This window comes from Halorubrum sp. ASP1 (assembly GCF_005435135.1).
In the GTDB taxonomy this organism is placed as follows: Archaea; Halobacteriota; Halobacteria; order Halobacteriales; family Haloferacaceae; genus Halorubrum; species Halorubrum tropicale.
On sequence record NZ_SGUA01000001.1, the window covers coordinates 139,901 to 161,170 of the forward strand.

The 21,270-nt window shown below is 72.6% G+C and carries 25 protein-coding genes; 13 read left to right on the plus strand and 12 right to left on the minus strand.

The features are described from left to right. Positions 1–11: 11 nt before the first annotated feature. The 7 genes from EXE48_RS00725 to pyk all read right to left on the minus strand — a co-directional run bounded on the left by EXE48_RS00725 (position 12) and on the right by pyk (position 5,903). Entirely contained in the window at positions 12–464 is a 453-nt protein-coding gene (locus EXE48_RS00725) for a pyridoxamine 5'-phosphate oxidase family protein (RefSeq protein ID WP_121599231.1), read from the minus strand. 86 nt (positions 465–550) lie between these two features. Next, on the minus strand, positions 551–1,465 hold the full coding sequence (locus EXE48_RS00730) for a thiamine-phosphate synthase family protein (RefSeq protein WP_121599230.1): 915 nt from the start codon (positions 1,463–1,465) through the stop codon (positions 551–553). Next, positions 1,462–2,103, minus strand: a complete 642-nt coding sequence (gene dcd / locus EXE48_RS00735; RefSeq protein ID WP_137710582.1) for a dCTP deaminase — start codon at positions 2,101–2,103, stop codon at positions 1,462–1,464. The genes EXE48_RS00730 and dcd overlap by 4 nt, the downstream gene beginning before the upstream one ends. Positions 2,104–2,196: 93 nt before the next feature. Continuing rightward, positions 2,197–2,940, minus strand: coding sequence for a YIP1 family protein (locus EXE48_RS00740; RefSeq protein WP_053771705.1), 744 nt, complete (start codon positions 2,938–2,940; stop codon positions 2,197–2,199). A 72-nt stretch (positions 2,941–3,012) separates the two neighbouring features. Beyond that, positions 3,013–3,639, minus strand: a complete 627-nt coding sequence (locus tag EXE48_RS00745) for an NfeD family protein (RefSeq protein ID WP_053771704.1) — start codon at positions 3,637–3,639, stop codon at positions 3,013–3,015. A gap of 101 nt (positions 3,640–3,740) precedes the next feature. Beyond that, entirely contained in the window at positions 3,741–4,028 is a 288-nt protein-coding gene (locus EXE48_RS00750; RefSeq protein ID WP_053771703.1) for a DUF7312 domain-containing protein, read from the minus strand. Between the two features lie 117 nt (positions 4,029–4,145). Beyond that, positions 4,146–5,903: a pyruvate kinase gene (gene pyk, locus EXE48_RS00755; protein ID WP_053771702.1), complete on the minus strand. Its 1,758-nt coding sequence runs from the start codon at positions 5,901–5,903 to the stop codon at positions 4,146–4,148. Positions 5,904–6,225: 322 nt separating this feature from the next. Between pyk and EXE48_RS00760 the strand changes: the two genes are divergently transcribed. The 7 genes from EXE48_RS00760 (at position 6,226) to EXE48_RS00790 (ending at position 9,604) form a co-directional block, all read left to right on the plus strand. After that, positions 6,226–7,161, plus strand: coding sequence for a sulfide-dependent adenosine diphosphate thiazole synthase (locus EXE48_RS00760; RefSeq protein ID WP_053771701.1), 936 nt, complete (start codon positions 6,226–6,228; stop codon positions 7,159–7,161). Positions 7,162–7,617: 456 nt separating this feature from the next. After that, on the plus strand, positions 7,618–7,884 hold the full coding sequence (locus EXE48_RS00765; RefSeq protein WP_006114269.1) for a 50S ribosomal protein L37ae: 267 nt from the start codon (positions 7,618–7,620) through the stop codon (positions 7,882–7,884). A 4-nt stretch (positions 7,885–7,888) separates the two neighbouring features. After that, positions 7,889–8,023 carry a DNA-directed RNA polymerase subunit P gene (locus EXE48_RS00770; protein ID WP_006114270.1) on the plus strand — a complete coding sequence of 45 codons (135 nt, stop codon included), beginning with the start codon at positions 7,889–7,891 and terminating at the stop codon, positions 8,021–8,023. Positions 8,024–8,046: 23 nt separating this feature from the next. Beyond that, positions 8,047–8,298: a KEOPS complex subunit Pcc1 gene (locus tag EXE48_RS00775; RefSeq protein WP_053771699.1), complete on the plus strand. Its 252-nt coding sequence runs from the start codon at positions 8,047–8,049 to the stop codon at positions 8,296–8,298. Positions 8,299–8,406: 108 nt separating this feature from the next. Then, complete coding sequence (locus EXE48_RS00780; RefSeq protein ID WP_053771965.1) at positions 8,407–8,793, plus strand: prefoldin subunit beta; 387 nt, start codon at positions 8,407–8,409, stop codon at positions 8,791–8,793. Between the two features lie 4 nt (positions 8,794–8,797). Further along, positions 8,798–9,064: a DUF3194 domain-containing protein gene (locus tag EXE48_RS00785; protein ID WP_053771698.1), complete on the plus strand. Its 267-nt coding sequence runs from the start codon at positions 8,798–8,800 to the stop codon at positions 9,062–9,064. Between the two features lie 114 nt (positions 9,065–9,178). Beyond that, on the plus strand, positions 9,179–9,604 hold the full coding sequence (locus tag EXE48_RS00790; protein ID WP_053771697.1) for a universal stress protein: 426 nt from the start codon (positions 9,179–9,181) through the stop codon (positions 9,602–9,604). Between the two features lie 32 nt (positions 9,605–9,636). On the opposite strand, the gene EXE48_RS00795 is transcribed toward EXE48_RS00790, so the two are convergent. The 5 genes from EXE48_RS00795 to EXE48_RS00815 form a co-directional block, all read right to left on the minus strand. Continuing rightward, positions 9,637–10,191 (minus strand): GMP synthase subunit A, encoded by a 555-nt coding sequence (locus EXE48_RS00795; RefSeq protein WP_053771696.1) that lies wholly within the window; start codon positions 10,189–10,191, stop codon positions 9,637–9,639. Positions 10,192–10,295: 104 nt separating this feature from the next. Further along, positions 10,296–11,795: a tRNA pseudouridine(13) synthase TruD gene (truD, locus tag EXE48_RS00800; RefSeq protein ID WP_053771695.1), complete on the minus strand. Its 1,500-nt coding sequence runs from the start codon at positions 11,793–11,795 to the stop codon at positions 10,296–10,298. Beyond that, positions 11,796–12,134, minus strand: a complete 339-nt coding sequence (gene pth2 / locus EXE48_RS00805) for a peptidyl-tRNA hydrolase Pth2 (protein ID WP_053771694.1) — start codon at positions 12,132–12,134, stop codon at positions 11,796–11,798. Between the two features lie 99 nt (positions 12,135–12,233). After that, complete coding sequence (locus tag EXE48_RS00810) at positions 12,234–13,052, minus strand: bacteriorhodopsin (RefSeq protein WP_053771964.1); 819 nt, start codon at positions 13,050–13,052, stop codon at positions 12,234–12,236. Positions 13,053–13,255: 203 nt separating this feature from the next. Then, positions 13,256–14,788, minus strand: a complete 1,533-nt coding sequence (locus EXE48_RS00815; protein ID WP_137704767.1) for a phytoene desaturase family protein — start codon at positions 14,786–14,788, stop codon at positions 13,256–13,258. Between the two features lie 134 nt (positions 14,789–14,922). On the opposite strand from EXE48_RS00815, the gene EXE48_RS00820 reads away from it, so the two are divergent. From EXE48_RS00820 to EXE48_RS00845, 6 genes are all read left to right on the plus strand, one after another. Further along, a complete protein-coding gene (locus EXE48_RS00820; RefSeq protein ID WP_053771692.1) occupies positions 14,923–15,717 on the plus strand; it encodes a helix-turn-helix domain-containing protein in 795 nt (264 codons plus the stop codon). Between the two features lie 107 nt (positions 15,718–15,824). Then, positions 15,825–16,250: a plastocyanin/azurin family copper-binding protein gene (locus tag EXE48_RS00825; RefSeq protein ID WP_137710583.1), complete on the plus strand. Its 426-nt coding sequence runs from the start codon at positions 15,825–15,827 to the stop codon at positions 16,248–16,250. Positions 16,251–16,389: 139 nt separating this feature from the next. Continuing rightward, entirely contained in the window at positions 16,390–17,226 is an 837-nt protein-coding gene (locus tag EXE48_RS00830; RefSeq protein WP_137710584.1) for a sulfite exporter TauE/SafE family protein, read from the plus strand. Between the two features lies 1 nt (position 17,227). Next, positions 17,228–19,777, plus strand: coding sequence for a heavy metal translocating P-type ATPase (locus tag EXE48_RS00835; protein ID WP_137710585.1), 2,550 nt, complete (start codon positions 17,228–17,230; stop codon positions 19,775–19,777). Between the two features lie 84 nt (positions 19,778–19,861). Further along, complete coding sequence (locus EXE48_RS00840; RefSeq protein WP_137710586.1) at positions 19,862–20,284, plus strand: hypothetical protein; 423 nt, start codon at positions 19,862–19,864, stop codon at positions 20,282–20,284. Between the two features lie 176 nt (positions 20,285–20,460). After that, the gene (locus EXE48_RS00845) at positions 20,461–21,246 is read left to right on the plus strand and encodes an aldo/keto reductase (protein WP_053771963.1); all 786 of its coding nucleotides are present in this window, start codon (positions 20,461–20,463) and stop codon (positions 21,244–21,246) included. Positions 21,247–21,270 lie beyond the last annotated feature (24 nt).

The following is a 21,270-nucleotide window of genomic DNA, read 5'->3' on the forward strand; positions in this document are numbered from 1 at the left end:
GGCCGGGGTCTTCAGGGCTCCATCGCCTGCTCGGCGCGCCCCGTGAGCCGCTCCGGATCGAGCCGGTAGTACTCGAACGTCACCTCGCTCGTCGGCTCGCCGAAGGCGTCGACGATGGGGATCTCCGCCGTCCGCTCGAGGCCGGCGAGCGACTCGGTCGCGCTGGCGTCGTCGCTGGTCGACACCAGTCGGCCGCTCGCCACCACGCTCTTCCACCGCTCGTCGTCCCGCCCGTAGGCGACGAACGTGACGCCGCGGTCGGCGGCGTTCGCCTTTCCGCTGTCCGCCCCGACGGCGAGCCGGAAGTAGAACGTCCCCTCGACCGGATCGTACCCGTACGACACCGGGACCGAGTGCGGCGGCCCGTCGCCGTCCGTCGACAGCGAGAGGACGCCGGTCCCCGACCGCCCGAGGAACTCGTCGCGCTCGTCGTCCGTCATCCGAACCGCGTCCGCGTCTGTCATACGGGACCTACGCCCTGTATGTTAATGAATACCTCTCATGTATCGCGCGGCGTGCGGACCGTCGCGGGCCACGGCGACCGCCCCGCCTACAGGATGTCGCGGACGACCGCGGCCGCCTCGGACGCCGTCGGAGCGAGCACGTACGCGATCGGCTCGATGCCGACCGCGCCGGTCTGGTACAGGACGAGCGTTCCCCCGTCCCCGTCCGTCGGGGAGCCGGCGGCCGCGACCGCGTCCGCGACCGCCTCGCGCGTCGGGCGTTCGGCGTCGAACTCGACGGTCGGGTGCGACTCGGCGAGCGCCTCGACGGTGTCGGGGTCGTACCGGACGTTCACCGCGCCGCGGGCGGTCGCCCCGCCCTCGCGGGCGGCGAGCAACACCGTCGCGACGTGTTCGCTCACGCCGAACTCGGGCTCGCCGGGGACCATCGCCCGCCCCTTCACGTCGACGAGTCGGCCGGGGACCGCCGCCACGTCGTCGATCGCTCGGGCGTCGCCGAGACACTCCGCCACGTTCGCCCCGACGTTCGGGATGAGCCCGGCGAAGCCCGAGGCGTTCGTCAGGGTGCGGAGCCCGCGGCGGACCGAGGTGAGGACCCGCTCGCGCTCCCGGAGCCCGCTGTCGGGGTCGTGGACGGAGAACTCGACGTCGGCGTCGGCGAGCGCGGGCATCGCCGTCTCGTGGAGGTCGGCGAGCAGGTCCCCCTCCTCCAACTGCCGGATCAGCACCTCTATCTCCACGAGCGCGGCCACCGGCGTGAGGTCGCCGCTCGCGAGCCCCTCGCCGACCCGCTCGACGAGGTCGCGCACGCGCTCGTCGGCGACGATCCGCTCGTGTCTCGCCACGTCGCCGGCGGCGTACTTCGACACGGCCGACTGCGAGATGCCGAGCGCCGACGCGACCTCGGACTGCGTGAACCCGCGGTCGCGGAGGTCCTCCGCGAGCATCGATCGGACGGTCGGCAGGAACTCGTCGACGACGACCTCCTCGATGAACCTCATTCGCGATCACCGCCCGACGGCGTCGCCCCTCCGCTACCCTCGCGTCCGTCGCCCGTCTCGCCCGCGAACTCGGGATCGTCGCCGATCCGCGACGCCTGCGGCCCGTCCTGTCCCTGGTACTTCGAGCCCCGCTCGGCACCGTACGGTCGCTCCGCGGGCCGTTTCAGCTCCGTGAAGGTGAGCTGCGACACGCGCATGCCCGGCGAGAGCGCCACGGGCGCGGTGCCGAGGTTCGAGAGTTCGAGCGTGATCTGCCCCTCGTAGCCGGGGTCGCACAGCCCCGCGGTCGCGTGGACGACGATCGCGAGCCGGCCGAGCGACGAGCGGCCCTCGACGTGGGCGACGAGGTCGTCCGGGATCGCGACGCGCTCGGCTGTCGTCCCGAGGACGAAGTCGCCGGGGTGGAGGATGAACTCGTCGCCCTCGTCGACGGTCGTCTCGGTGACGTACTCGCTCACCTCGCCCGCGTCGGTCGGGTGGATACAGGGGATGTTGGTGCGCTGGAACTCCAGGAACCGCTCGCCGAGCCGCAGGTCCACGCTCGCGGGCTGGACCTGCTGGTCGACGTCGTCGAGCGGCTCGATCGCGAGGTCGCCCTCGGCGAGCCGGTCGAGGATGTCGGCGTCGGACAGGATCATACCGGGAGGGGGAGCGCCGGCGGCTTAAAAACTCCCGAAACCGCGGTCGCGGGCGGTCCGACCGGCGTCCCCGACCGACCGATCCGGCGTGACTCAGACCGCTGCCAGCGCCAGCGCGCTCGCGGCGAAGAACGTCGCCACGCCCGCCGCGGCGCCGCGACCGAGGTCGTGCCGAGATTCCAGCCCGGCGACGACGATGACCCACTGGATAGCGATCGCGACCGCCGAGGCGACCAGCAGCGGGCCCGTCAGACCCGTGACCGCCGCGACGAGGTCCGTCGTGAGCGCCTCGAACGACGACCCTGCGGGGTCCGCGTTCGAGAGCGTGTACCAGATCCCGACGATCCCGGCCCCGAGCCGGAGCAGTTCCGCGCCGACCGCCCAGCCGGCGATCACGAACGAGTCGCCGGCGGAGCCGGAGCCGCCCGCGACGAGCGCCCCGACGTGGAGCGCGAGCGCGAACACGACCCACCAGAGGGGGACGCCCAACAGGCCGTAGTGGATGAACCCGGTCGCGGCGTCGCGCAGTTCCTCCCCCGCGTCGACCTCGATCCGTTCCGGTTCGTCGCACTCCTCGGCGAACATCGACCCCGGCTCGTCGCCGAACGTCTCGCAGGTCGACTCCGACGGCCGGTCGGGGTTGTCGACGGTGATCCGCTGGTCGACCGTCGCGTCGAAGACGCCGCCGAGCGCGACGATTCCGAGGCTGGTACCGATCGTCGCCACGACCAGCATCGCGACCGCGACGGTCCCGGCGTGAGGGGAGTCGAACCCGTCGCGGACGCGGTCGAGCACGCTGCCGGGCAGGCTCGCGAGGGCGGCGAACGGGGAGGGCATCGTCGGGTGGTCCCCGCCGACGGACAAGTGCTTTTCCGCTCACAGCTCCGGGGCCGTGCCCGGCCGCCCGCGTCACTCCCGGTCGAGTTCGGTCTCCCGCTCGACCTCCTCTGTGTCGGCGTCGTCCGCCTCCGCCGCCTCGTTCGCGGCGGCCTTACGGGCGCGGTCGGCCGCCAGCTCGCGGTCGATGTCGTCCTCGACGTACCCCATCGACTCGACGGTGACGACGTTGCCGCCGCCCGGGTCGACCACCATCACCTCCTCGCCCTCGTCGATCGTTCCCTCCATCGACCGGGCGGAGTAGTGGGGGTTGAAGCCGCCGCCGGCGAGCTTCACCTCGCCGCCCGTGGGGGTCACTCGCTCCGTGACCGTCCCCGTCTTCCCCTTCAGCGAGTCGCTGTCGCTGGTCTGTTGCTGCCCTTTCCCGCCGTAGAGGTCGAACTCGTGGTAGCCGTAGAAGGCGGCGGCGCCGAACGCGAGCGTCAGCAGCGCCATGAGCAGCGTGAGGAGCGCGCCGGCGACGCCGAACGACGCCAGGAGCAGGCCGCCGAGCCCCGCGCCGATGAGCGCGATGCCGACGACGATGAAGTTCGCCCCCGGCGCGAGCGCCTCCGCCATCGAGAGCAGCAGCCCCGCGGTCAGGAGTAGGAGCGGGAGGGTGTCCGGGGAGAGGAGCCCGGACTGTGCGAGCGCGTTCATAATCGGTCCTACGGCCGCGGCCTGATAAGTGGTGGTACGCGCGACCGCGGCGCCGTCGGTCGGCGGCGTCCTCTGCGGTCCGGGTCGTCGACCGCGCGCGTTTAGAAGCCGACCAGCAGGGTCCCGACGGTGAGCGCGACGCCGAGGACGACGAAGACCGCGTGTTCGAGGTCCACGTCGCCCGGCTCTATCGGCTCGTCCGCCGGGGTGGCGGTGTCCTCGGTGACGCCGTTCGGCCCCACGTCGTCGACCGAGAAGCGCCACTCGCCGCCGCCGTCCGGCTCCTCATCGCCGGCATCGTTGGCCCGGCTGCGGTCGCCGAACTCCGTCGACTCCGCGGCGTCGGACACGCGCTCGTCGCGGGCGTCGTCGCCGGATTCGTCGCTCATGATCGGGCCTACGCGACTCCGTAATAAATGGCTGGCGGGCGCAAGCGGCGCGGGGCCGGGGCGGTCACGCGATGGCGGCGCGTCGGGTGACGCTGCGTCGGCGGGATCGGGCGCGGCCTACCGCTCGCGGGCCGCCCGGAGGACGTCGCCGTCGTAGACGACGCCGCGCTCGCCGTCGAGGGTCACGGTCGTTCCGTCCGCGACCGAGTCGGGGAGGCCGGCGCCGGAGACCATCGGGACGCCGAGTTCGCGGGCGACGACGGCGGGGTAGCCGGTCATCCCCTCGCGGGCGTCGATGATGCCGGCGATCCGGTCGAGGTCGCCGGAGAACTCCCCGTCGAAGCCGGCGTCGAGCGCGACGACGGAGCCCGCCGGCAGCGCGTCGAGGTCGCCGTCAGCGGTCCGGTGGACCGGGGCGGCGACGCGGCCGGCGACGACCGCCTTCCCCGTCACGAGCGTCTCGGCGGCGACGTGGACCTTCAGCGTGTTCGTCGTGTTCGTCCCCTCGAACTCGGTGAGCATGCCGGAGAGGACCACGAGGGTGTCGCCGGACGCGGCCCCCCCGCGGTCGAGCGCGGCGTCGACCGCGTTGTCGAGAATCGCCTCCATGTCCTTGGCGTACCCGGTCAGCACGGGGCGGACGCCCCACGAGAGCGCGAGCTGGCGGCGGACGCGGTCGTCCGGCGTCGTGGCGACGACCGGGACGCCCGGCCGGAACATGGCGGTCTTGCGCGCGGTGAAGCCGGACTCGGAGACGGCGACGACCGTCGACGCGCCGATGTCGCGCGCGAGGTAGCGCGCCGAGCGCGCCAGCGCCTCCGTGCGGGAGCCCTCCTCCGCGGTCGGGACGCGCTGCTCGCGCGTCTCCGCGTACTCGTCGCTGGCCTCGACCTCCCGGACGATCCGGTCCATCGTCTCGACGACGTTGACGGGGTCGTCGCCGACCGCGGTCTCGCCCGAGAGCATGACCGCGTCGGTGCCGTCGAGGACGGCGTTGGCCACGTCGGAGGCCTCGGCGCGGGTCGGGCGCCGCGAGGAGACCATCGAGTCGAGCATCTCCGTCGCCGTGATGACGGGGACGCCCTCGTTGACGCAGGTCCGGATGATCCGCTTTTGGATCACGGGCACGTCCTCCAGCGGGCACTCGACCCCGAGGTCGCCGCGGGCGACCATCACGCCGTCGGCGGCGTCGACGATCCCCTCCAAGTTCTCGACGGCGCCGGCGCGCTCGATCTTCGCGACGATCGGGATGTCGCCGCCGCCGCGGGCCTCAAGTTCGTCGGCGATCCGGTAGACGTCGTCGGCGTCGCGCACGAACGAGGCCGCGACGAAGTCGGCGTCGGTGCGCGCGGCGAGGTCGAGTTCGGCCTCGTCCTCCGGCGTGATCAGGTCCACGTCGATGGCGACGCCCGGGAGGTTCACGCCCTTCCGGGAGCCGAGCTTCCCGCCGGAGACGACCGTGGCGACCACGGACTCGCCGTCGACGCGCTCGACGCGGCACTCGATCCGGCCGTCGTCGAGGAGGATCGTGTCGCCCGGCCCGGCGGCCCCGATCGAGTGGGTGAGGCCGACGCGCTCGGGCGTCGCGTCGTCGGCTTCGAGGAAGGTGACCTCCGAGTCGGTCGCGAGTTCGATCGGCTCGTCGATCTCGGCCGTGCGGACCTCCGGGCCCTTCAGGTCGACCATCACCGCGAGCGGGTCGTCGATCTCGTCGTCGACGGCGCGGGCGCGCTCGATCACCGTCTCCCGGTGGTCGGTGGTCCCGTGGCTGGCGTTGAGTCGGACGACGGACATCCCCGCGTCGGCGAGGCCGCGGATCGTGTCCCGGTCGTCCGAGGCGGGACCGATCGTACAGACGATCTTGGCGTTTCGCATACCGCCGGGTTCGACGTAGCGCCGGAAAAAGGCACCCGGTTGAGTCGCTCCCGAGTGAACGTTCGTGACGGACGGGCGCGCCGCGGGTTCAGTCCGGTGCCCGGCGTGGATGAGTCGCAGTCCGAACTGCGGCGGCGCGTGCCTGCGAGGCAAGCACCGCAACGAGGGAGCGGAGCGACCGAGTGCGGAGCGCAGCGAGCGCACCGAGCCCTCTCGGCTGGGACTCTGGTGATGTTCGTGTCGGTGGTGCCGACAGCATTTATACGTACAACTCCGTGTCGACCGCAACGCATTTCAAAACCAAGTAATACTACCAAGTTGTATGAACGGATTCGACGGCTTCAGCGACGTGAGCGAGACGGACGTGACGAAGGCCATCGGTACCGAGTGGACCGACGGGTTCCTCGATTTCACCGACTCCGAGGTGATCGTCCTCGGCGGCGGCCCGTCGGGGCTGATGGCCGCGAAGGAGCTGGCCGAGCGCGGCGTGAAGGTGATGATCGTCGAGAAGAACAACTACCTCGGCGGCGGCTTCTGGCTCGGCGGGTTCCTGATGAACACCGTCACGGTCCGGGACCCCGCCCAGGAGATCCTCGGCGACCTCGACGTGGACTACGAGCCGGTCGCGGACGTGGACGGGCTCTACACCGCCGCGGGCCCGGAGGCCTGCTCCGGGCTGATCAAGGCCGCCTGCGACGCCGGCGCGCGCGTCCAGAACATGACCGAGTTCACCGACCTCGTCGTCCGCGACGACCACCGGGTCGGCGGCATCGTGATGAACTGGACGCCGGTCCACGCGCTCCCCCGGGAGATCACCTGCGTCGACCCCATCGCGGTGGAGTCCGACCTCGTCATCGACGCGACCGGCCACGACGCCGTCGCGATCAGCAAGCTCGACGAGCGCGGCGTCCTCTCGGCGCCCGGCATCGAGCACGCGAAAGAGCACAACACCGGGATGGACCAGACGGGCGACGACCAGTACGGCGCCCCTGGCCACGACTCGCCCGGCCACGACTCGATGTGGGTCGGCGAGAGCGAGGACGCCGTCGTCGAGCACACCGGCGTCGTCCACGACGGCCTGATCGCCTCCGGGATGGCGGTCGCCACCGCGCACGGCCTCCCGCGGATGGGTCCGACGTTCGGCGCGATGCTCGTCTCCGGGAAGCGCGCCGCGCAGGCCGCCCTCGACGAGCTGGAGGTCGACGCGCCCGAAGTCACGCTGTCGACCGGCGGCGCGCCCGCGCCCGCCGACGACTGATACATCGCCGCTGACGCTCCGGGAACGCACCCCTCCAAATCCTCAGGCGTCTACTCGTGAATCGCCCGTAGGGATCCGTAGCGAACACCGCCAACGCCCCGGCCGGGAGGGCTCGGTGCGCTCGCTGCGCTCCGCACTCGGTCGCTCCGCTCCCTCGTTGCGGTGCTTGCGTCGCGCGCCGTCGCCCTCCCGGCTGCCCCTTTGAGTCCCGCCCCGCGCCGCACGGCACAGCAGCCTCACACCTCCCCAGCCTCGCCGTTCGTTCCGGGCTCCCTGCGGTCGCCCGTCACTCACGGCGTCCCTCGCGCGTGCTGCCTCGCGGCCTCCGCTTCGCTCCGGCCGCTCGCAGGCACGCGCCGCCGCGCTCGCTCACCCGTCTTTCGTCGTCGCCGTCGGCGGCTCCGACCGCCGCAACTCGCAGCCTTTTTACCTGCGCTGGCGGTAGGAGTGGCTACTATGGCTGAGGACAAGGCTCGAAGCACCGGCAGCGCGGGCCGATTCGGCGCCCGTTACGGCCGGGTCTCCCGCAAGCGGGTCCAGGACATCGAAGAGGAGATGCGCAACGCGACCGTCGACGGCGACGACGTGAAGCGCGTGGGTACCGGCATCTGGGTCAACGAGGAGACCGGCGAGACGTTCACGGGCGGCGCGTACCGCCCCGAGACGCCCGGCGGTCGCACCGTCCGCCGCTCCATCCGCGCCGCGCTCGCCGACGAGGAGTAGGACGATGAGCTACAAGTGCTCCCGCTGTAAGCGCGACGTCACCCTCGACGAGTACGGCGGCGTGCGCTGCCCGTACTGCGGCCACCGCGTCCTCCTGAAGGAGCGCGGCGGCGGCATCAAGGAAGTCGACGTCGAGTAACGCCGTCTCTCCCTCCACGGACCGTGACGCGCACACACGAGACGGTCCTCTCGTTCACCTACCCCTCCGAGCGGCGCGCACGCGTCGTGGCCGACGCGCTCGGTCCCGAGGTCGGCGAGATCGACGACGCCCGCTCGGCCGCGACCGTCGACCGCGAGGGCGACGCGGTCCGCGTCCGCGTCCTCGCCGACGACCTCGTGGCGCTGCGCGCCGGCGTCAACAGCTGGTCCCGGGTCGTCGCGGTCGCCGAGCGCGTCGGCGGGCTCGACGCCTAAACCGACGCGAGCGTTTCCGAGACCCGTCGTATTGCCGACTTGTCGGGGCGGGAGAGATGTAGTGGGTTTTTCCGTCCGGGCCGCCTCGGTCCGCCCATGCAAGGGAACATGCCGCCCGAGGCACAGGAGAAGATCGAGGAGCTACAGGACCTTCAGGAGACCGCACAGCAGGTCGCCGAGCAGAAGGAGCAGGCCCAGTCCGCGCTCAACGAGTCCAAGACCGCCCTCGACGCCCTCGAAGACGTCGACGAGGACGCGGGGATGTACCGCGAGATCGGCGAGGTCCTCGTCGAGACGGACTACGAGTCCGCCTACGACGACCTCGAGGACAAGGTCGACTCGCTCGAAGTCCGCGTCGAGCAGCTCGAAAAGCAGGAGGAGCGCGTCGAGGAGCAGTTCGACGACCTCCAGAGCGAGCTCCAGCAGATGCTCCAGGGCGGCGCGGGCGGCGGCGGCCCGATGGGACCGGGCGGTCCGGGCGCCGGCGGCGCGTAAGGCCGTGCCCGACGACGCCGACGCCGCCGCGGAGCCGAGCGACGACGAGGTCGTTCGCACCGCTGCCGAGGCGGCCGAGGGGATCGTGTTCAAACACTACGACCAGTCGACGGTCACCGACCTCGACGTCACCGTCACGTTCGAGGCGGGCGTCCTCGACGTCGACGTCTACCTCAACGCCCCGGAGGACGCCGGGCCGGACCCGGACGCGGTCGCGCAGGAGGCGGTCGAGACCGCGGGCGAGGCCGTCGACGAGCTGTTCGAGGCGTAGGCGCCGGCCGTCTTTTCCGACCGATGTGCCCCCGAGACGACGAGCGGCGCGACCGCGTCCGGCGCCCGCGTATCGGATACTGTTAACGTCTCGCACGTCGTGGGTCGGGCCGACATGTACGACGCGATACTGTGTCCGACCGACGGGAGCGCCGGGAGCGCCGCCGCGACCGAGCAGGCCTGCGGCCTCGCCGCCCTGACGGGCGCTCGGGTCCACGCGCTGTTCGTCGTCGACGAGGGCATCGCCGGCGCCGACGAGTGGGACGTGGTCGTCGAGCGCGAGGAGGCGCGCGGCGAGCGCGTGCTCGACGCGGTCGCCGAGGCGGCCGCGACGCGCGACGTCGAGTGCGAACGCCGCCTCCGCCGCGGCCGCCCGCACGAGGAGATCCTCGACGCGGCGGCGGACTACGGCGTCGACCTGATCGTGATGGGCACGCACGGCCGCACCGGGATCGGGCGCTTCATCGCGGCGGGGTCGGTCGCCGAGCGGGTCGTGCGATACAGCGAACTCCCGGTGTTGACGGCGCGCGTCAGCGAATAGCCCGCGGCGCACGTCGACGAATCGCTCGCGGTCTACGCCGACTCGCAGATCGCGACGAAGTTCTCGAAGACCTCCTCGCCGCGCTCCGTGTGCGCGACCTCGGGGTGCCACTGGACGCCGTACAGGTTCGCGTCCGCGTCGGCCATCGCCTCGATGCCGCAGACGTCGGAGGTGGCGGTGCGGGAGAACCCGTCCGGCAGCTCGGTCACCTCGTCGGCGTGGGAGGCCCAGACGCGCGTCTCGGGGGCCAGCGAGCCGACGAGCGGGTCCTCGTCGTCGGTTATCTCGACGTCGACGTCGGCGTAGCCGCCGTAGTCGCCCTCGCCGACCGCGCCGTCGAGCTCCGCGGCGATCAGCTGCATCCCCAGGCAGATCCCGAGAACGGGGAGGTCGCGGTCGAGGTAGTCGGGCGCGTTGCCGACGCGGTCCATGTCCGGGCCGCCCGAGAGGACGACCCCGTCCGCCTCGACCTCGTCGGCCGGCGTCTCCGCCGAGATTATCTCGGTGTCGACGCCGAGGTCGCGGAGCGCCCGGCGTTCGAGGTGGGTGAACTGGCCGTGGAGGTCGATGACGACGATCCGAGTCATGGCGTCGATTGACGGCTGTCGCACAAAAACGGCTCGGAACGGAACACAGTCCCGTGGTGGTTTCGACCCTGCGAACCCCGAAGTGATCCACGAATACGGATCAATCAGAGGTCGAGCGGGCCGCGCTTCGTGAACTCCCGCAGGAGCGCGGTCGCGTACGACCCGCTCGGGAGCGCGAAGGCGAACCGCGGGTCGCCGCCCTCGAACGTCACGTCGAGGTCCGTGCGTAGGAGGACCGCGCGCCGCGTCCCGTTCGAGTCGAACTCGCCGGGGAGCGCGAAGTCGCCCGGCTCGACGCCGGCGTCCGCGAGGACCTCGCGCTCTATCTCGCCCGGTTCGCCGTCGCCGAGCGCCGTCTCGGTGCCGACGAGCGGCGCGGTGACGAAGGCCCGCCCGCGCTCGCAGTGCCGCGAGACCACGTCGACCCGGTCGGCGTCGACGCGCTGGAGGCGGTCGGCGTCCGGCGCGTACAGCCCCTCGGGCGCGTCGCCGTCGGCGAAACAGACCACGTCGCCGGCGACGGGGCGGGCGAACGGGAGCCCGCGGCGCAGCCGCTCGCTCACGATCCGGTTGAAGAGGAACGACTGTGCGGCGTTGACGAACAGCCGCTGGAGGTTCGAGGGCACCGCCTCCAGCGCGTGCCACCAGTCCTCGTCGTCCGGCGGCGCGTCGGGGCCGACGCCGCGGTCGGCGAGCCGGTGGACCATCGAGCGCTCGAACCGGAGCTTGCCGGGGATCGCGTCGAGGCAGGCGGCCCAGTCGCCGTCGCCCGTGCCGTCGGCGGCGGGCCCGCCGTCGGGTCCGGAGTCGCCGCTCACGCCGAACGCCGCGTCGACTCGGTCGCGCGCGGCCCGGGTGTCGTCGGGCTCCGCCGCGGCGGGGTTCCCGGCGTACAGCCGGACCGCCTCCCGGGGGTCGTTCCGCGCGATCGCCAGCCCGACGACGTGAGTGACGGGGCGCCGGCTGCCGAACCGCTGCTGGCCGAAGTAGTTCGGGACGCCGACGGTCGCCTCGATCGACCCGTCCCCGCCGGGGCCGCTGCTCCCGTCCGCGTCCGTCCCGTCCGCGTCTACTCCGTTGACGTCGCCCGCGAACGCCCGGAGGTCCCGCACCGCCTCGGCGACGCGCTCGGGGGCGCCGTCGACCGCGTCCGCGACGCGGATCTCGAAGGCGTTGCCCGCGAGGTCGCCGAACGAGAGGCTCCGGCCCGCCCGGCCGAGCGGCTCTATCTCGGCGCCGCGGATCTCCGGGAGGTCGTCGGCGTCGGCGCCGCGGACGGTGAACAGCTGCGTCGTGACGGCGCGCTTGTCCTTCGTCCCCGCCCACGAGACGCGCTCGCGGCTGACGCCGAGCGCGTCCGAGAGCCGGCGCGCGAAGTCGTTGGTGTCCCAGTCGCGGAGCGTCGCCCGGACGACGAGGTCGGGGTAGCTGCCGGGGTCGGCGTCGAGCGGCTCCGCGTCGAACGCCTCCAGCTCCCGGACCCGGAAGTCCTCGGGCGACTCGCGCAGCCGCCCGCCGATCCCGTCGGCGCGGCTGGCGTAGTACTCGATACCGACCGCGCGCTCCGTCGGGTGCGCCTCGCGGAGGGAATCGCCGTCGGCCATTCAGAACAGCGGGAGGTCGCCGGTCACGCGGTCGACGCTGTCGTCGCGGGCGGGGCCGACCGCGAGCGCGGTGACGGTCCCCGGTTCGAGCTGGGTGTGGCCGGCGTCCCGGACGACGGCGTACGGAAGCCCCTCCTTGTCGGCCTTGTCGGCCAGTTCGAAGAGCTGGCTCTCGGAGCTCCCCTTCAGCACGACCTTCTTCTGCCCCTCGCCCTGCCACTTCTTCCGCGCCCGGTCGCTCGCGTCCTGGTACGCCGACAGCGACGCGTGCGCGACCTGCGCGGCGAGCTTCCCCTCGCCCATGCCGACGTCCGTCCGGGCGACGATGGCCTGTTTCATACCGTCACCACCGCCGCCGCGGGTTTAGCGCTTTTCTCTCCGACGCCGGGCCGCGGCGCTCGTCGACGGTGAAAATAGCGGGGGACCGACCGCGACCGATCAGTCGTCGGCGGGCGCCGCGCCGCCGCGGGAGGCCGCGCCGAGACCGGCGGCCATGTCGGCGACGGTCCGCTCGTTGTCGACGACCCAGCGCAGCAGGAGGAACGCGAAGAGGTACTTCGCGATGATGTCCATCCCGCTGTACGCCCACGAGGTGATCGCCACGTCGAGCACGGCGAACCCCTCGGCGCCGAGGGCCCAGAAGATGGGGTAGCCGAGCCAGAGGACGACGGTGAGCACCTTCAGCGTGTTGAAGATGTCGGCGGTGCCGGCGACCTCGGCGTCCTTCGCCCACTCCGCGAGCAGGATGTAGAGGACGACGACGAAGAACGCGCAGCTGATGCCGTACCAGACCCAGCGCAGCAGGAGCGAGGACGTGGTCAGCGCGGCGGCCAGCCCGGTGACGCACATCCCGACGTCGGCCACCACGGCGGTGAACAGCTTGCTCAGGTTCGAGCCGGCGAGCAGGCCGAGCGCGACGAGGATCATCGGCGTCGAGAACGCCCACGTGAGGTACCGACCCCACGGAGTGAACACCCCGCCCTCGGGGCCGGCGCCCGCGCCGGCCAGCGCGTGGCCGGCCGGCATCTCGAGGAAGCTGACGGTGAGTCCGGAGACGAGCCCCGTGTAGCTGGAGATGGACACCAGCGGTACCATCAGCGTGGCGACGAAGATCAGTTGGGCGCGCGGGTCCTCCACGTTCCGTCCCATGTAGACGAACAGGAGGATCGACAGCCCCGCGAGGGCGATGTTGATCCAGAGCGACGAGGCCAGGAGGGTGTTGCTCTGAATGAACTGGAATACCTCGGTCTGCGTCATTTCGAGCGGAACGGTACTCTGCGCCAGGAGGTCGGCCGCTGCTGTTTCTATCATGCGACGTTCTATTACACGTGGCGTGTTTATTAAATGTACTAACCTGACTGGTAAGGTTTTTCTGACAGTCTCCCGCCTCTCCCCGTATTTTTTGATATATTACCGTTCCAGAACGCGTATTTGGACGCGCGTTTCGACTCTTTCCGTGCTCAACGTCCGACCAGCGGCAGCCGGTCGAGCGGGCCGCCGGCGACGTCTGCCTCGACCGCGGCCGCGCAGTGTTCCCCGCCGAGCAGGCACATCGGCACGCCGATCCCCGGATTGCTGCTCCCGCCGACGTAGTAGAGGCGGTCGGTCCCGCGGACGCGCGGTCCGGGGCGGAGCGGTCCGGTCTGTCGCATCGTGTGCGCGAGCCCGAGCGCGCTCCCGCCGGGCTGGTCGAACCGCGCCGCGAACTCCGAGACGCACGCCGACTCCTCGGCGACGATCCGGTCGCGGAGGTCGACGCCGGCCCGCGAGTCCACCGCGTCGAGGACGCGCTCCCTGAGCGCCGCCCGCCGGTCCGGCGTGTCGTCGAGCCCGGGCGCGAGCGGCACGAGCGTCACGACCGCCTCGTGGCCGTCGGGGGCGACCGAGGGGTCCGTCCGCGACGGGACGTTCACGTACACGACCGGCTCCGTCTCGCCGGTCGGCCACGCGGGGTCGTCGAAGATGGCCGCGAAGTGCGGGTCCCAGTCCGTCGGGAGCGCGAGCGTGTGGTGCGCCAGCTCCGGTAGCTCGCCCTCGACGCCGAGGTACAGCAGGTGCGCCGAGGGGCCGTACGTCCGCCGCTCCCAGTAGTCGCCGAGCCGCGAGACGGTGCCCTCGGGGAGCAGCTCGCGCTCCACGTGGGCGGGCGGCGCGTTACAGACCACGCGGTCGTGGACGTAGCGGTCGCCGCCGAGCTCGACCTCGACGCCGCCGTCGACCGGTTCGAGGCCCGTCACCTCGACGCCGGTGTGAACGTCGGCGCCGGCGTCGCGGGCGACCGCCGCGACGGCCTCGACCACCTCGTACATCCCGCCCATCGGGTAGTAGACGCCGAGCCCGTAGTCGACGTGGCTCATCAGCTGGTACAGCGCCGGCGTGTTGTGGGGCGACCCCCCGAGGAAGACGAGCGTGTACTCCAGCAGCTGCCTGAGCTTCGGATGGTCGACGTACGACCGCACCCGTTCGTCGAGGCTGGAGAGCAGGTCGAGTTCGCGGCCGCCCGCGAGCACGTCGAGCGAGAGGTAGTCGCGGAACCGCGACCGCCCGGGGAGGACGAACCGCTCCATCCCGGCGTCGTACGCCCGCTCGGCGTCGTCGAGGTACCGCTCAAACGCCTCGCCGGCGCCCTGCTCGTAGGACTCAAAGAGGTCTGCGGCGGCGGCCGGGTCGGCGGGCACGTCGGCGCGGTCGCCGTCGTCCCAGAACACCCGGTAGTGCGGGTCGAGCCGACGCAGGTCGTAGAACTCGTCGGGCGACCGGCCGAAGTCCTCGAAGAACCGCTCGAACAGGTCCGGGAGCAGGTACCACGAGGGGCCGGTGTCGAACCGGAACCCGTCCAGCTCCAACCGACCGGCGACTCCCCCGACGCGCTCTGCGCGCTCGTACAGCGTCACCTCCGCGCCTCCGGCCGCGAGGTAGGCGGCGGCGGAGAGCCCGCCGACGCCGCCGCCGACCACTCCCACCGAGGCTCCGCGCAGCGGCTCGTCGCTCATGGGGTCGGTAGGGGCTCGCGCCCTGAGTGTGATTGCCAACTCTCGACGGCTCTTTATTCGGCGCTCCGACGAGCCGCCGCGACGCGTACTCGTTCGGCTTCCTTTTTTTCCGGCTTCGGGCACAGGATCGATACATGGAACGGCGGTCGCGGTCGTCGGACGGCGGCTCCGCCGACAGCCCAGATACCGCCGACAGCCCCGGTACCGCCGGCCACCCCGGTTCCGACGGTCTCGCGCGCTCTGGGGCCGCGCGGAGCGGGTCCGACGCGTCCCGAGCCGCCGACCGGTCCGGGGCCGGCGGTCGCGGCGGCGCCGGAGTCCGCGTCGAGGTGGTCGTTCACGACCCGAGCCCCGCGCCGGTGGCGGCGGCGCTCCCGCCGGGCGCGGTCGCGGAGGACGTCGACCGCGTCCGGGTCGACGGGGCGGTCGTCTCGCAGTTCCGCGCCGACCGCGCGGTCGACGCGGAGCTCGTCTTCGACGGCGGCGACGAGTTCGTCTACCGCTGCCGCAGCCGCGCGGCGGGCCAGTTCCCGTCCGACGCCGTCGAGTCGCTCGGCTACCCCGTCTCGTCGGTCACGGTCCGCACGGCGCCGGACCGCGTCCGCCTCCGGCTGTCGCTGCCCGCGGCCGACCCGCTCGGCGACGTGATCGACGCGCTGGAGGCGACCGGCGGCTCGGTCCGGCTCGAACGGCTCACCAGCTCCGGCGGCGCCGACACTCGGTCCGACCCCGTCGTGGTCGACCTGGGGCGGCTCACGGAGCGCCAGCGCGAGGTGGTCCGGACCGCCCAGCGGCTCGGCTACTTCGAACACCCCCGCGAGGCGAGCGCGACGGAGGTGGCCGACGCCATCGGCATCGCTCGCGCGACGTTCTCGGAGCACCTCGCGGCGGCGCAGCGCCGCGTCTTCGACGACCTCGTCGGCGGGTGAGCCCCGCCGCGAACGGCTCCGCGGGGACGGGCTCCCCGGGGACGGATCCGTTCCCACGCGGCGGGGTCGACCGCGGTATTGAAACCCCTCAGGCGCTCAGGTAAGGTATGTATCGCAGACGGTTCCTTCGACGGACCGGCGGCGTCGCGAGCGCCGCGGCCGCCGTGGGCCTCGCCGGGTGCGCCGGCGTCGGCGGCGAGCCGGACTACGACGTCGGAATGCTCGCCGCCGCGTACCAGCCGCGAGATGTCACGGTCTCGGTCGGCGACACCGTCGTCTGGGAGAACACGAGCGCGCGGGCCCACACCGTCACCGCGACGGACGGCGGGATCCCGGACGACGCCGAGTTCTTCGCCTCGGGCGGCTTCGACGACTACGACGCCGCGCTGTCGGCGTGGCAGTCCGACTTCGGCGGGCGACTGGAGAACGGCGACCGGTACGAGCACACGTTCACCGTCCCCGGGACCTACGAGTACGTCTGTATCCCCCACCGCGAGGGCGGCATGTTCGGCACCGTCGTCGTGGAGGAGTGATCGGCGTGATCAGCGTCGACGCCGCCCGCCGACCGTCGCTCCGTCCCGCCGCCGACCGCCGCACCGCGCCCCGCTCGGCCGACCCCCGGCAGCGAAACCCATTCACGCCCGCGCACCGAACGGGAGGTGACTGACTCGCATGGCCCTCTCGCCGCTCCTCGGGACCGACGTGCTGCTGTTCGCCGCCATCGGACTGCTCGGCGGAGCCCACTGTATCGGCATGTGCGGCCCGCTCGTCACCGTCTACGCGAGCCGGATGGACGCCGACGGCGGGCGGACGGACGGCGGCGAGCCGAGCGCGGCCGGCGTCGCCGGCGCGGAGACCGGCCGCGAGGGGCACCTGACAACCTACGAGGTGCGCCAGCACGCGCTGTTCAACCTCGGGCGGGCCGCGAGCTACGCGGCGATCGGAACCCTCCTCGGCGCGCTCGGCGGCGCGGTCCTCGTCACGACGGCGACGCTGACCGGCGCCGCGACGGCGGTCCGCGGCGGGGTCGGGCTCCTCGTCGGCGCGGCCGTGATCGCCGTCGGCGTCCGGTACCTCCTCGGCGGCGCGACCGGCGGCGTCCACCTCCCCGGGCTCGAACGCGTCACGGGCTGGCTCACGGGGCACGTCGACCGCCTCGCGAACGGGCCGGGGATCGTCGCGCTCGGCGCGGTCCACGGGCTGCTCCCCTGTCCGATCCTCTATCCCGCGTACCTGTACGCCCTCGCGAGCGGCTCCGCGGTCGCGGGCGGGGTCGCGCTCGGCGCCCTCGGGCTCGGGACGATCCCCGCCGTCTTCGCCTACGGGACGCTGATCGAGAGCGTCGACCCGGCCCACCGCCGCCGGATCCACCGGCTGTTGGGCCTCGCGTTCGTCGCGCTCGGCTACGTGCTGTTCGCGCACGGGCTGATGTCGGTCGGGATCCACGTGCCGCACCCGCGGCTCCCGTTCTGGAACCCGCTCGACGCCGGGATGATGGGAGGGATGTGAGATGAGCGCGACCGAGGGCGCCGCGGGCGCGCCCGACGACCCCGCCGCCTGTACCCTCTGCGAGCTCCCGACCGAGGGTGTCGACGTGACCGACGACGAGGAGAACCGCTTCTGCTGTACCGGCTGCCGGGACGTGTACGGCGCCCTCGGGGACGCCGACGTGAACGCCGATGCGGTCCGAGAGCGGCGACGGGAGCGGGACGGTGCCGCGGGCGACGAGACGGACGCCGACGGCGACCGCGACGTGCCCGACGGCCACGAGGCGGCGTTCCTCGAGGTGGACGGGATGCACTGCGCGACCTGCGAGGCGTTCATCGAGACGGTCGCGACCGACGCCGACGGCGTCAGCGGCGCGAGCGCGAGCTACGTCACCGACACGGTGCGGATCGACCACGACCCGGACGCCGTCACGATCGACGACCTCACCGAGACGGTGAGCGGGCTCGGGTACAGCGCGTACGCCCGCGACGACGCCTTCTCCAGGCGGCAGGCGAGCAACATGGCGACGGCGCGGCTCGCGGCGGGCGTCCTCGTCGGGATGGCGGTGATGCTGCAGTACATCGTCCTCATCTACCCGACGTACTTCGCGTTCCCGTTCTACGACGAGCGCACGCTGACGTACCTCGACGAGGCGATGGCCTCGACCTCGGGCACGTACTTCTTCATCGTCATCGGCGTCCTCACCACCATCGTCCTCTTCTTCACCGGGAAGCCGATCCTCCGCGGCGCGTACGTCAGCGCGAAGACGCGCTCGCCGAACATGGACCTCCTGGTCGCCATCGCCGCGGTGAGCGCGTACCTCTACAGCACGCTCGCGGTGATCTTCGTCGAGTCGCCCTCGATATACTACGACGTGACCGTCGCGATCGTCGTCATCGTCACGGTCGGGAACCACTACGAGGACTCGGTGAAGGACCGGGCGACGGCGCTCCTCTCCGAGGTCACCGCGGTCCAGGTCGACGACGCGCGGCGGCTGACCGGCGACGGCGAGACGGAGTCCGTCGCCGTCGACGCGCTCGAACCGGGCGACCGGCTCCTCGTCCGGGCCGGCGAGCGGGTCCCCGTGGACGGCGAGGCGGTCGACGGCGACGCCGCGGTCGACGAGTCCGTCGTCACCGGCGAGTCGCTGGCGGTCCGGAAGGTCGCCGGCGACCCGGTCGTCGGCGGCTCCGTCGTCGCGGACGGCTCGCTCACGGTCGCGGTCGGGCCGGACGCGGCCTCCAGCCTCGACCGCGTCGCCGAGCTCGTCTACGACCTCCAGAGCGGGAACCACGGCGTCCAGAAGCTCGCGGACCGGCTCGCGACCGTGTTCGTCCCGGCGGTCCTCGTCATCGCCGCGGTCGCCGCCGGGGCGTCGCTCGCGCTCGGCGGCGCCCCCACCGACGCGATGCTCGTCGGACTGACGGTGCTGATCGTCTCGTGTCCCTGCGCGCTCGGGCTGGCGACCCCGCTCGCCGTCGCCGCCGGGATCCGCGACGCGCTCGAACGTAACGTCGTCGTCTTCGACGACACCGTCTTCGAGCGGATCCGCGACGCGGACACGGTCGTCTTCGACAAGACCGGCACGCTGACGACCGGCGAGATGCGGCCGATCGAGCGGCAGGTCGACGACGACCTGCTCCGGCTCGCGGCCGCCCTCGAATCGCGGTCCGCGCACCCGGTCGGGCAGGCCATCGCGGCGGCGCGGTCCGCGGCGGACGCGGCCGAGGCCGGTCCCGGCGAGGCGGGCGACGAGGGCGCGACGCCGGCGGTCGCCGACGGCGGGGCCGCGGCGGCGGTGGGCGAGTCCGGAGACGGGGGCGACGCTCCCGCGGTCGAGTCCTTCGAGAGCCACGCCCGCGGCGTCTCCGGCGTCGTCGACGGCGTCGAGGTCGTCGTCGGCCACCCGGATCTGTTCGACGAGCGGGGCTGGACCGTCCCCGACGAGGTCCGCGAGGCGGTCGCGGCCGCGCGCGACGTGGGGCGCGTCCCGGTCGCCGTCGGCCGCGACGGCGCCGCGGAGGGGTTCGTGGTGGTCGGCGACGAGCTGCGCGAGGGCTGGGAGGAGACGGTGACCGCGCTCGACGAGTCGGGCGTCGAGGTGATCGTGCTCACCGGCGACGACGAGCGCGCCGCGACGGTCTTCGCGGAGCACGACGCCGTCTCGTCGGTGTTCGCCGGCGTGCCGCCGGAGGGGAAGGCCGAGGCCGTCGGGCGGCTGAAGCAGCGCGGCGTCACCGTGATGGTCGGCGACGGCACGAACGACGCGCCGGCGCTCGCGGCGGCCGACCTCGGGATCGCGCTCGGCGGCGGCACCGCGATGGCGGCCGACGCCGCCGACGTGGCGATCGTCGACGACGAACTCGGCTCCGTGGCGACCGTCTTCGAGCTCGCGCGGGCGGCGGGCCGGCGCGTGAAGGGGAACATCGGCTGGGCGTTCTGCTACAACGCGGTCGCCATCCCGCTGGCGGCGACCGGCCTGCTGAACCCCCTCTTCGCCGCCGTCGCGATGGGCGCGTCGAGCCTGCTCGTGGTGACGAACTCCTCGCGGGCGCTGCTCGCCGAGGAGTAACCGACGCGTCGGTCGCGTCCGGACGCCGCCGATCACGCGACGCCGACCCAAAGACACATCCCGTCGCTCGCGCTGGACCCCGACATGCCACTCGGCGAAGCCGAGCGGCGCGGAAGCGGCCGCTCGACGCCCTCCCACGACGAGACGAACGAGGAGTCCGACGATCGTCGATTCGGCGTCGCCCTCGTCGCCACGGTCGGCCTGCTCAGCGGACTGGCAGACCTCGGCAGCGGACTGCTGATGGCCCTCGGCCCGCTCTTCCTGGTCGGCGTTCCGGTCGCCGGCATCGGCGCGGTGAAGTGCTGGGCTGCGATCGGCCTCTACCGGCTTCGACCGCGGGCGGTCGGGCTCACGGCGCTGTTTTTCGGCGTCGCCGCGATGCTGGCTGCGGGCCAAGTCCTGTTCGCGCTCCGGGCCGGCGACGGCGCCGCCGCGCCCGCCGTCAACCTCGTGATCGACCTCGCCGTCGTCGGGTACATGCTCGTGCTCGTCGACGAGGTCGAGTGATCGCGGCGCCCGACGGCGACCGGTCCGGCCCGACGCTCGCCCCCCGACGACGCCCGGCGCCTCGCGCCGCGACCCGGCCGCGCCCGCCCCTACCGCAAGCGACTTTCGGCTCACGCGAGTAGAGGCGGGCGATGACAGACCAACAGCAGCAGCCCGCGGTCCCGACCCGGAACGGCATGCCCGTCCTCGGGCTCGGCACGTGGGAGAACGACGAGCCAGCCCAGTGCACCGAGTCGGTCGCGAACGCGCTCGACGCCGGCTACCGCCACGTCGACACCGCCCAGATCTACGGCAACGAGGCGGCCGTCGGCGAGGGGATCGCGGAGAGCGACGTCGACCGCGAGGACGTCTTCCTCGCGTCGAAGGTGTGGATCGACAACCTCGCGCCCGCCGACGTGGCCGCGTCGACCCGCGAGAGCCTCGACACGCTCGGGGTCGACTCGGTCGACCTCATGTACGTCCACTGGCCGGCCGGGGAGTACGAGCCCGAAGAGACGCTGCCGGCGTTCGCCGAGCTGCGCGACGACGGCCTCATCGACCGCATCGGCGTCTCCAACTTCGAGCCGGAACACCTCGACGCCGCGGCGGACGCGCTCGGCGAGGCGCCGTTCGCGAACCAGGTCGAGATGCACCCGCTGCTCCGCCAGGAGGAGCTCCGCGAGTACGCCGACGCCAACGGCGTCGAGCTGGTCGCCTACTCGCCGCTCGCGCGCGGCGAGGTCCTCGACGACCCGGCGATCGTCGACATCGCGGAGAAGCACGGCGTCAGCGCTGCGCAGGTGAGCCTCGCGTGGCTCCGCGAGTCCGGCGTCACGGCCATCCCGAAGGCGACCGGGATCGACCACATCCGCGACAACCTCGCCAGCGTCGACCTCGACCTCGACGACGAGGACGTCGCGGCGATCGACGACCTCGGCCGCACCGACCGCCAGCTCAACCCCGACTTCGGGCCGGACTGGTAACCGCCGGCCCGCGTTCGCGCGGAC

What these genes read in the sequence shown, in the direction of transcription:
- EXE48_RS00725 (WP_121599231.1), bottom strand. Translation starts at nt 464, where the DNA reads ATGACAGACGCGGACGCGGTTCGGATGACGGACGACGAGCGCGACGAG.
- EXE48_RS00730 (WP_121599230.1), bottom strand. Translation starts at nt 1,465, where the DNA reads ATGAGGTTCATCGAGGAGGTCGTCGTCGACGAGTTCCTGCCGACCGTC.
- dcd (WP_137710582.1), bottom strand. Translation starts at nt 2,103, where the DNA reads ATGATCCTGTCCGACGCCGACATCCTCGACCGGCTCGCCGAGGGCGAC.
- EXE48_RS00740 (WP_053771705.1), bottom strand. Translation starts at nt 2,940, where the DNA reads ATGCCCTCCCCGTTCGCCGCCCTCGCGAGCCTGCCCGGCAGCGTGCTC.
- EXE48_RS00745 (WP_053771704.1), bottom strand. Translation starts at nt 3,639, where the DNA reads ATGAACGCGCTCGCACAGTCCGGGCTCCTCTCCCCGGACACCCTCCCG.
- EXE48_RS00750 (WP_053771703.1), bottom strand. Translation starts at nt 4,028, where the DNA reads ATGAGCGACGAATCCGGCGACGACGCCCGCGACGAGCGCGTGTCCGAC.
- pyk (WP_053771702.1), bottom strand. Translation starts at nt 5,903, where the DNA reads ATGCGAAACGCCAAGATCGTCTGTACGATCGGTCCCGCCTCGGACGAC.
- EXE48_RS00760 (WP_053771701.1), top strand. Translation starts at nt 6,226, where the DNA reads ATGAACGGATTCGACGGCTTCAGCGACGTGAGCGAGACGGACGTGACG.
- EXE48_RS00765 (WP_006114269.1), top strand. Translation starts at nt 7,618, where the DNA reads ATGGCTGAGGACAAGGCTCGAAGCACCGGCAGCGCGGGCCGATTCGGC.
- EXE48_RS00770 (WP_006114270.1), top strand. Translation starts at nt 7,889, where the DNA reads ATGAGCTACAAGTGCTCCCGCTGTAAGCGCGACGTCACCCTCGACGAG.
- EXE48_RS00780 (WP_053771965.1), top strand. Translation starts at nt 8,407, where the DNA reads ATGCCGCCCGAGGCACAGGAGAAGATCGAGGAGCTACAGGACCTTCAG.
- EXE48_RS00790 (WP_053771697.1), top strand. Translation starts at nt 9,179, where the DNA reads ATGTACGACGCGATACTGTGTCCGACCGACGGGAGCGCCGGGAGCGCC.
- EXE48_RS00795 (WP_053771696.1), bottom strand. Translation starts at nt 10,191, where the DNA reads ATGACTCGGATCGTCGTCATCGACCTCCACGGCCAGTTCACCCACCTC.
- truD (WP_053771695.1), bottom strand. Translation starts at nt 11,795, where the DNA reads ATGGCCGACGGCGATTCCCTCCGCGAGGCGCACCCGACGGAGCGCGCG.
- pth2 (WP_053771694.1), bottom strand. Translation starts at nt 12,134, where the DNA reads ATGAAACAGGCCATCGTCGCCCGGACGGACGTCGGCATGGGCGAGGGG.
- EXE48_RS00810 (WP_053771964.1), bottom strand. Translation starts at nt 13,052, where the DNA reads ATGACGCAGACCGAGGTATTCCAGTTCATTCAGAGCAACACCCTCCTG.
- EXE48_RS00815 (WP_137704767.1), bottom strand. Translation starts at nt 14,788, where the DNA reads ATGAGCGACGAGCCGCTGCGCGGAGCCTCGGTGGGAGTGGTCGGCGGC.
- EXE48_RS00820 (WP_053771692.1), top strand. Translation starts at nt 14,923, where the DNA reads ATGGAACGGCGGTCGCGGTCGTCGGACGGCGGCTCCGCCGACAGCCCA.
- EXE48_RS00825 (WP_137710583.1), top strand. Translation starts at nt 15,825, where the DNA reads ATGTATCGCAGACGGTTCCTTCGACGGACCGGCGGCGTCGCGAGCGCC.
- EXE48_RS00830 (WP_137710584.1), top strand. Translation starts at nt 16,390, where the DNA reads ATGGCCCTCTCGCCGCTCCTCGGGACCGACGTGCTGCTGTTCGCCGCC.
- EXE48_RS00835 (WP_137710585.1), top strand. Translation starts at nt 17,228, where the DNA reads ATGAGCGCGACCGAGGGCGCCGCGGGCGCGCCCGACGACCCCGCCGCC.
- EXE48_RS00840 (WP_137710586.1), top strand. Translation starts at nt 19,862, where the DNA reads ATGCCACTCGGCGAAGCCGAGCGGCGCGGAAGCGGCCGCTCGACGCCC.
- EXE48_RS00845 (WP_053771963.1), top strand. Translation starts at nt 20,461, where the DNA reads ATGCCCGTCCTCGGGCTCGGCACGTGGGAGAACGACGAGCCAGCCCAG.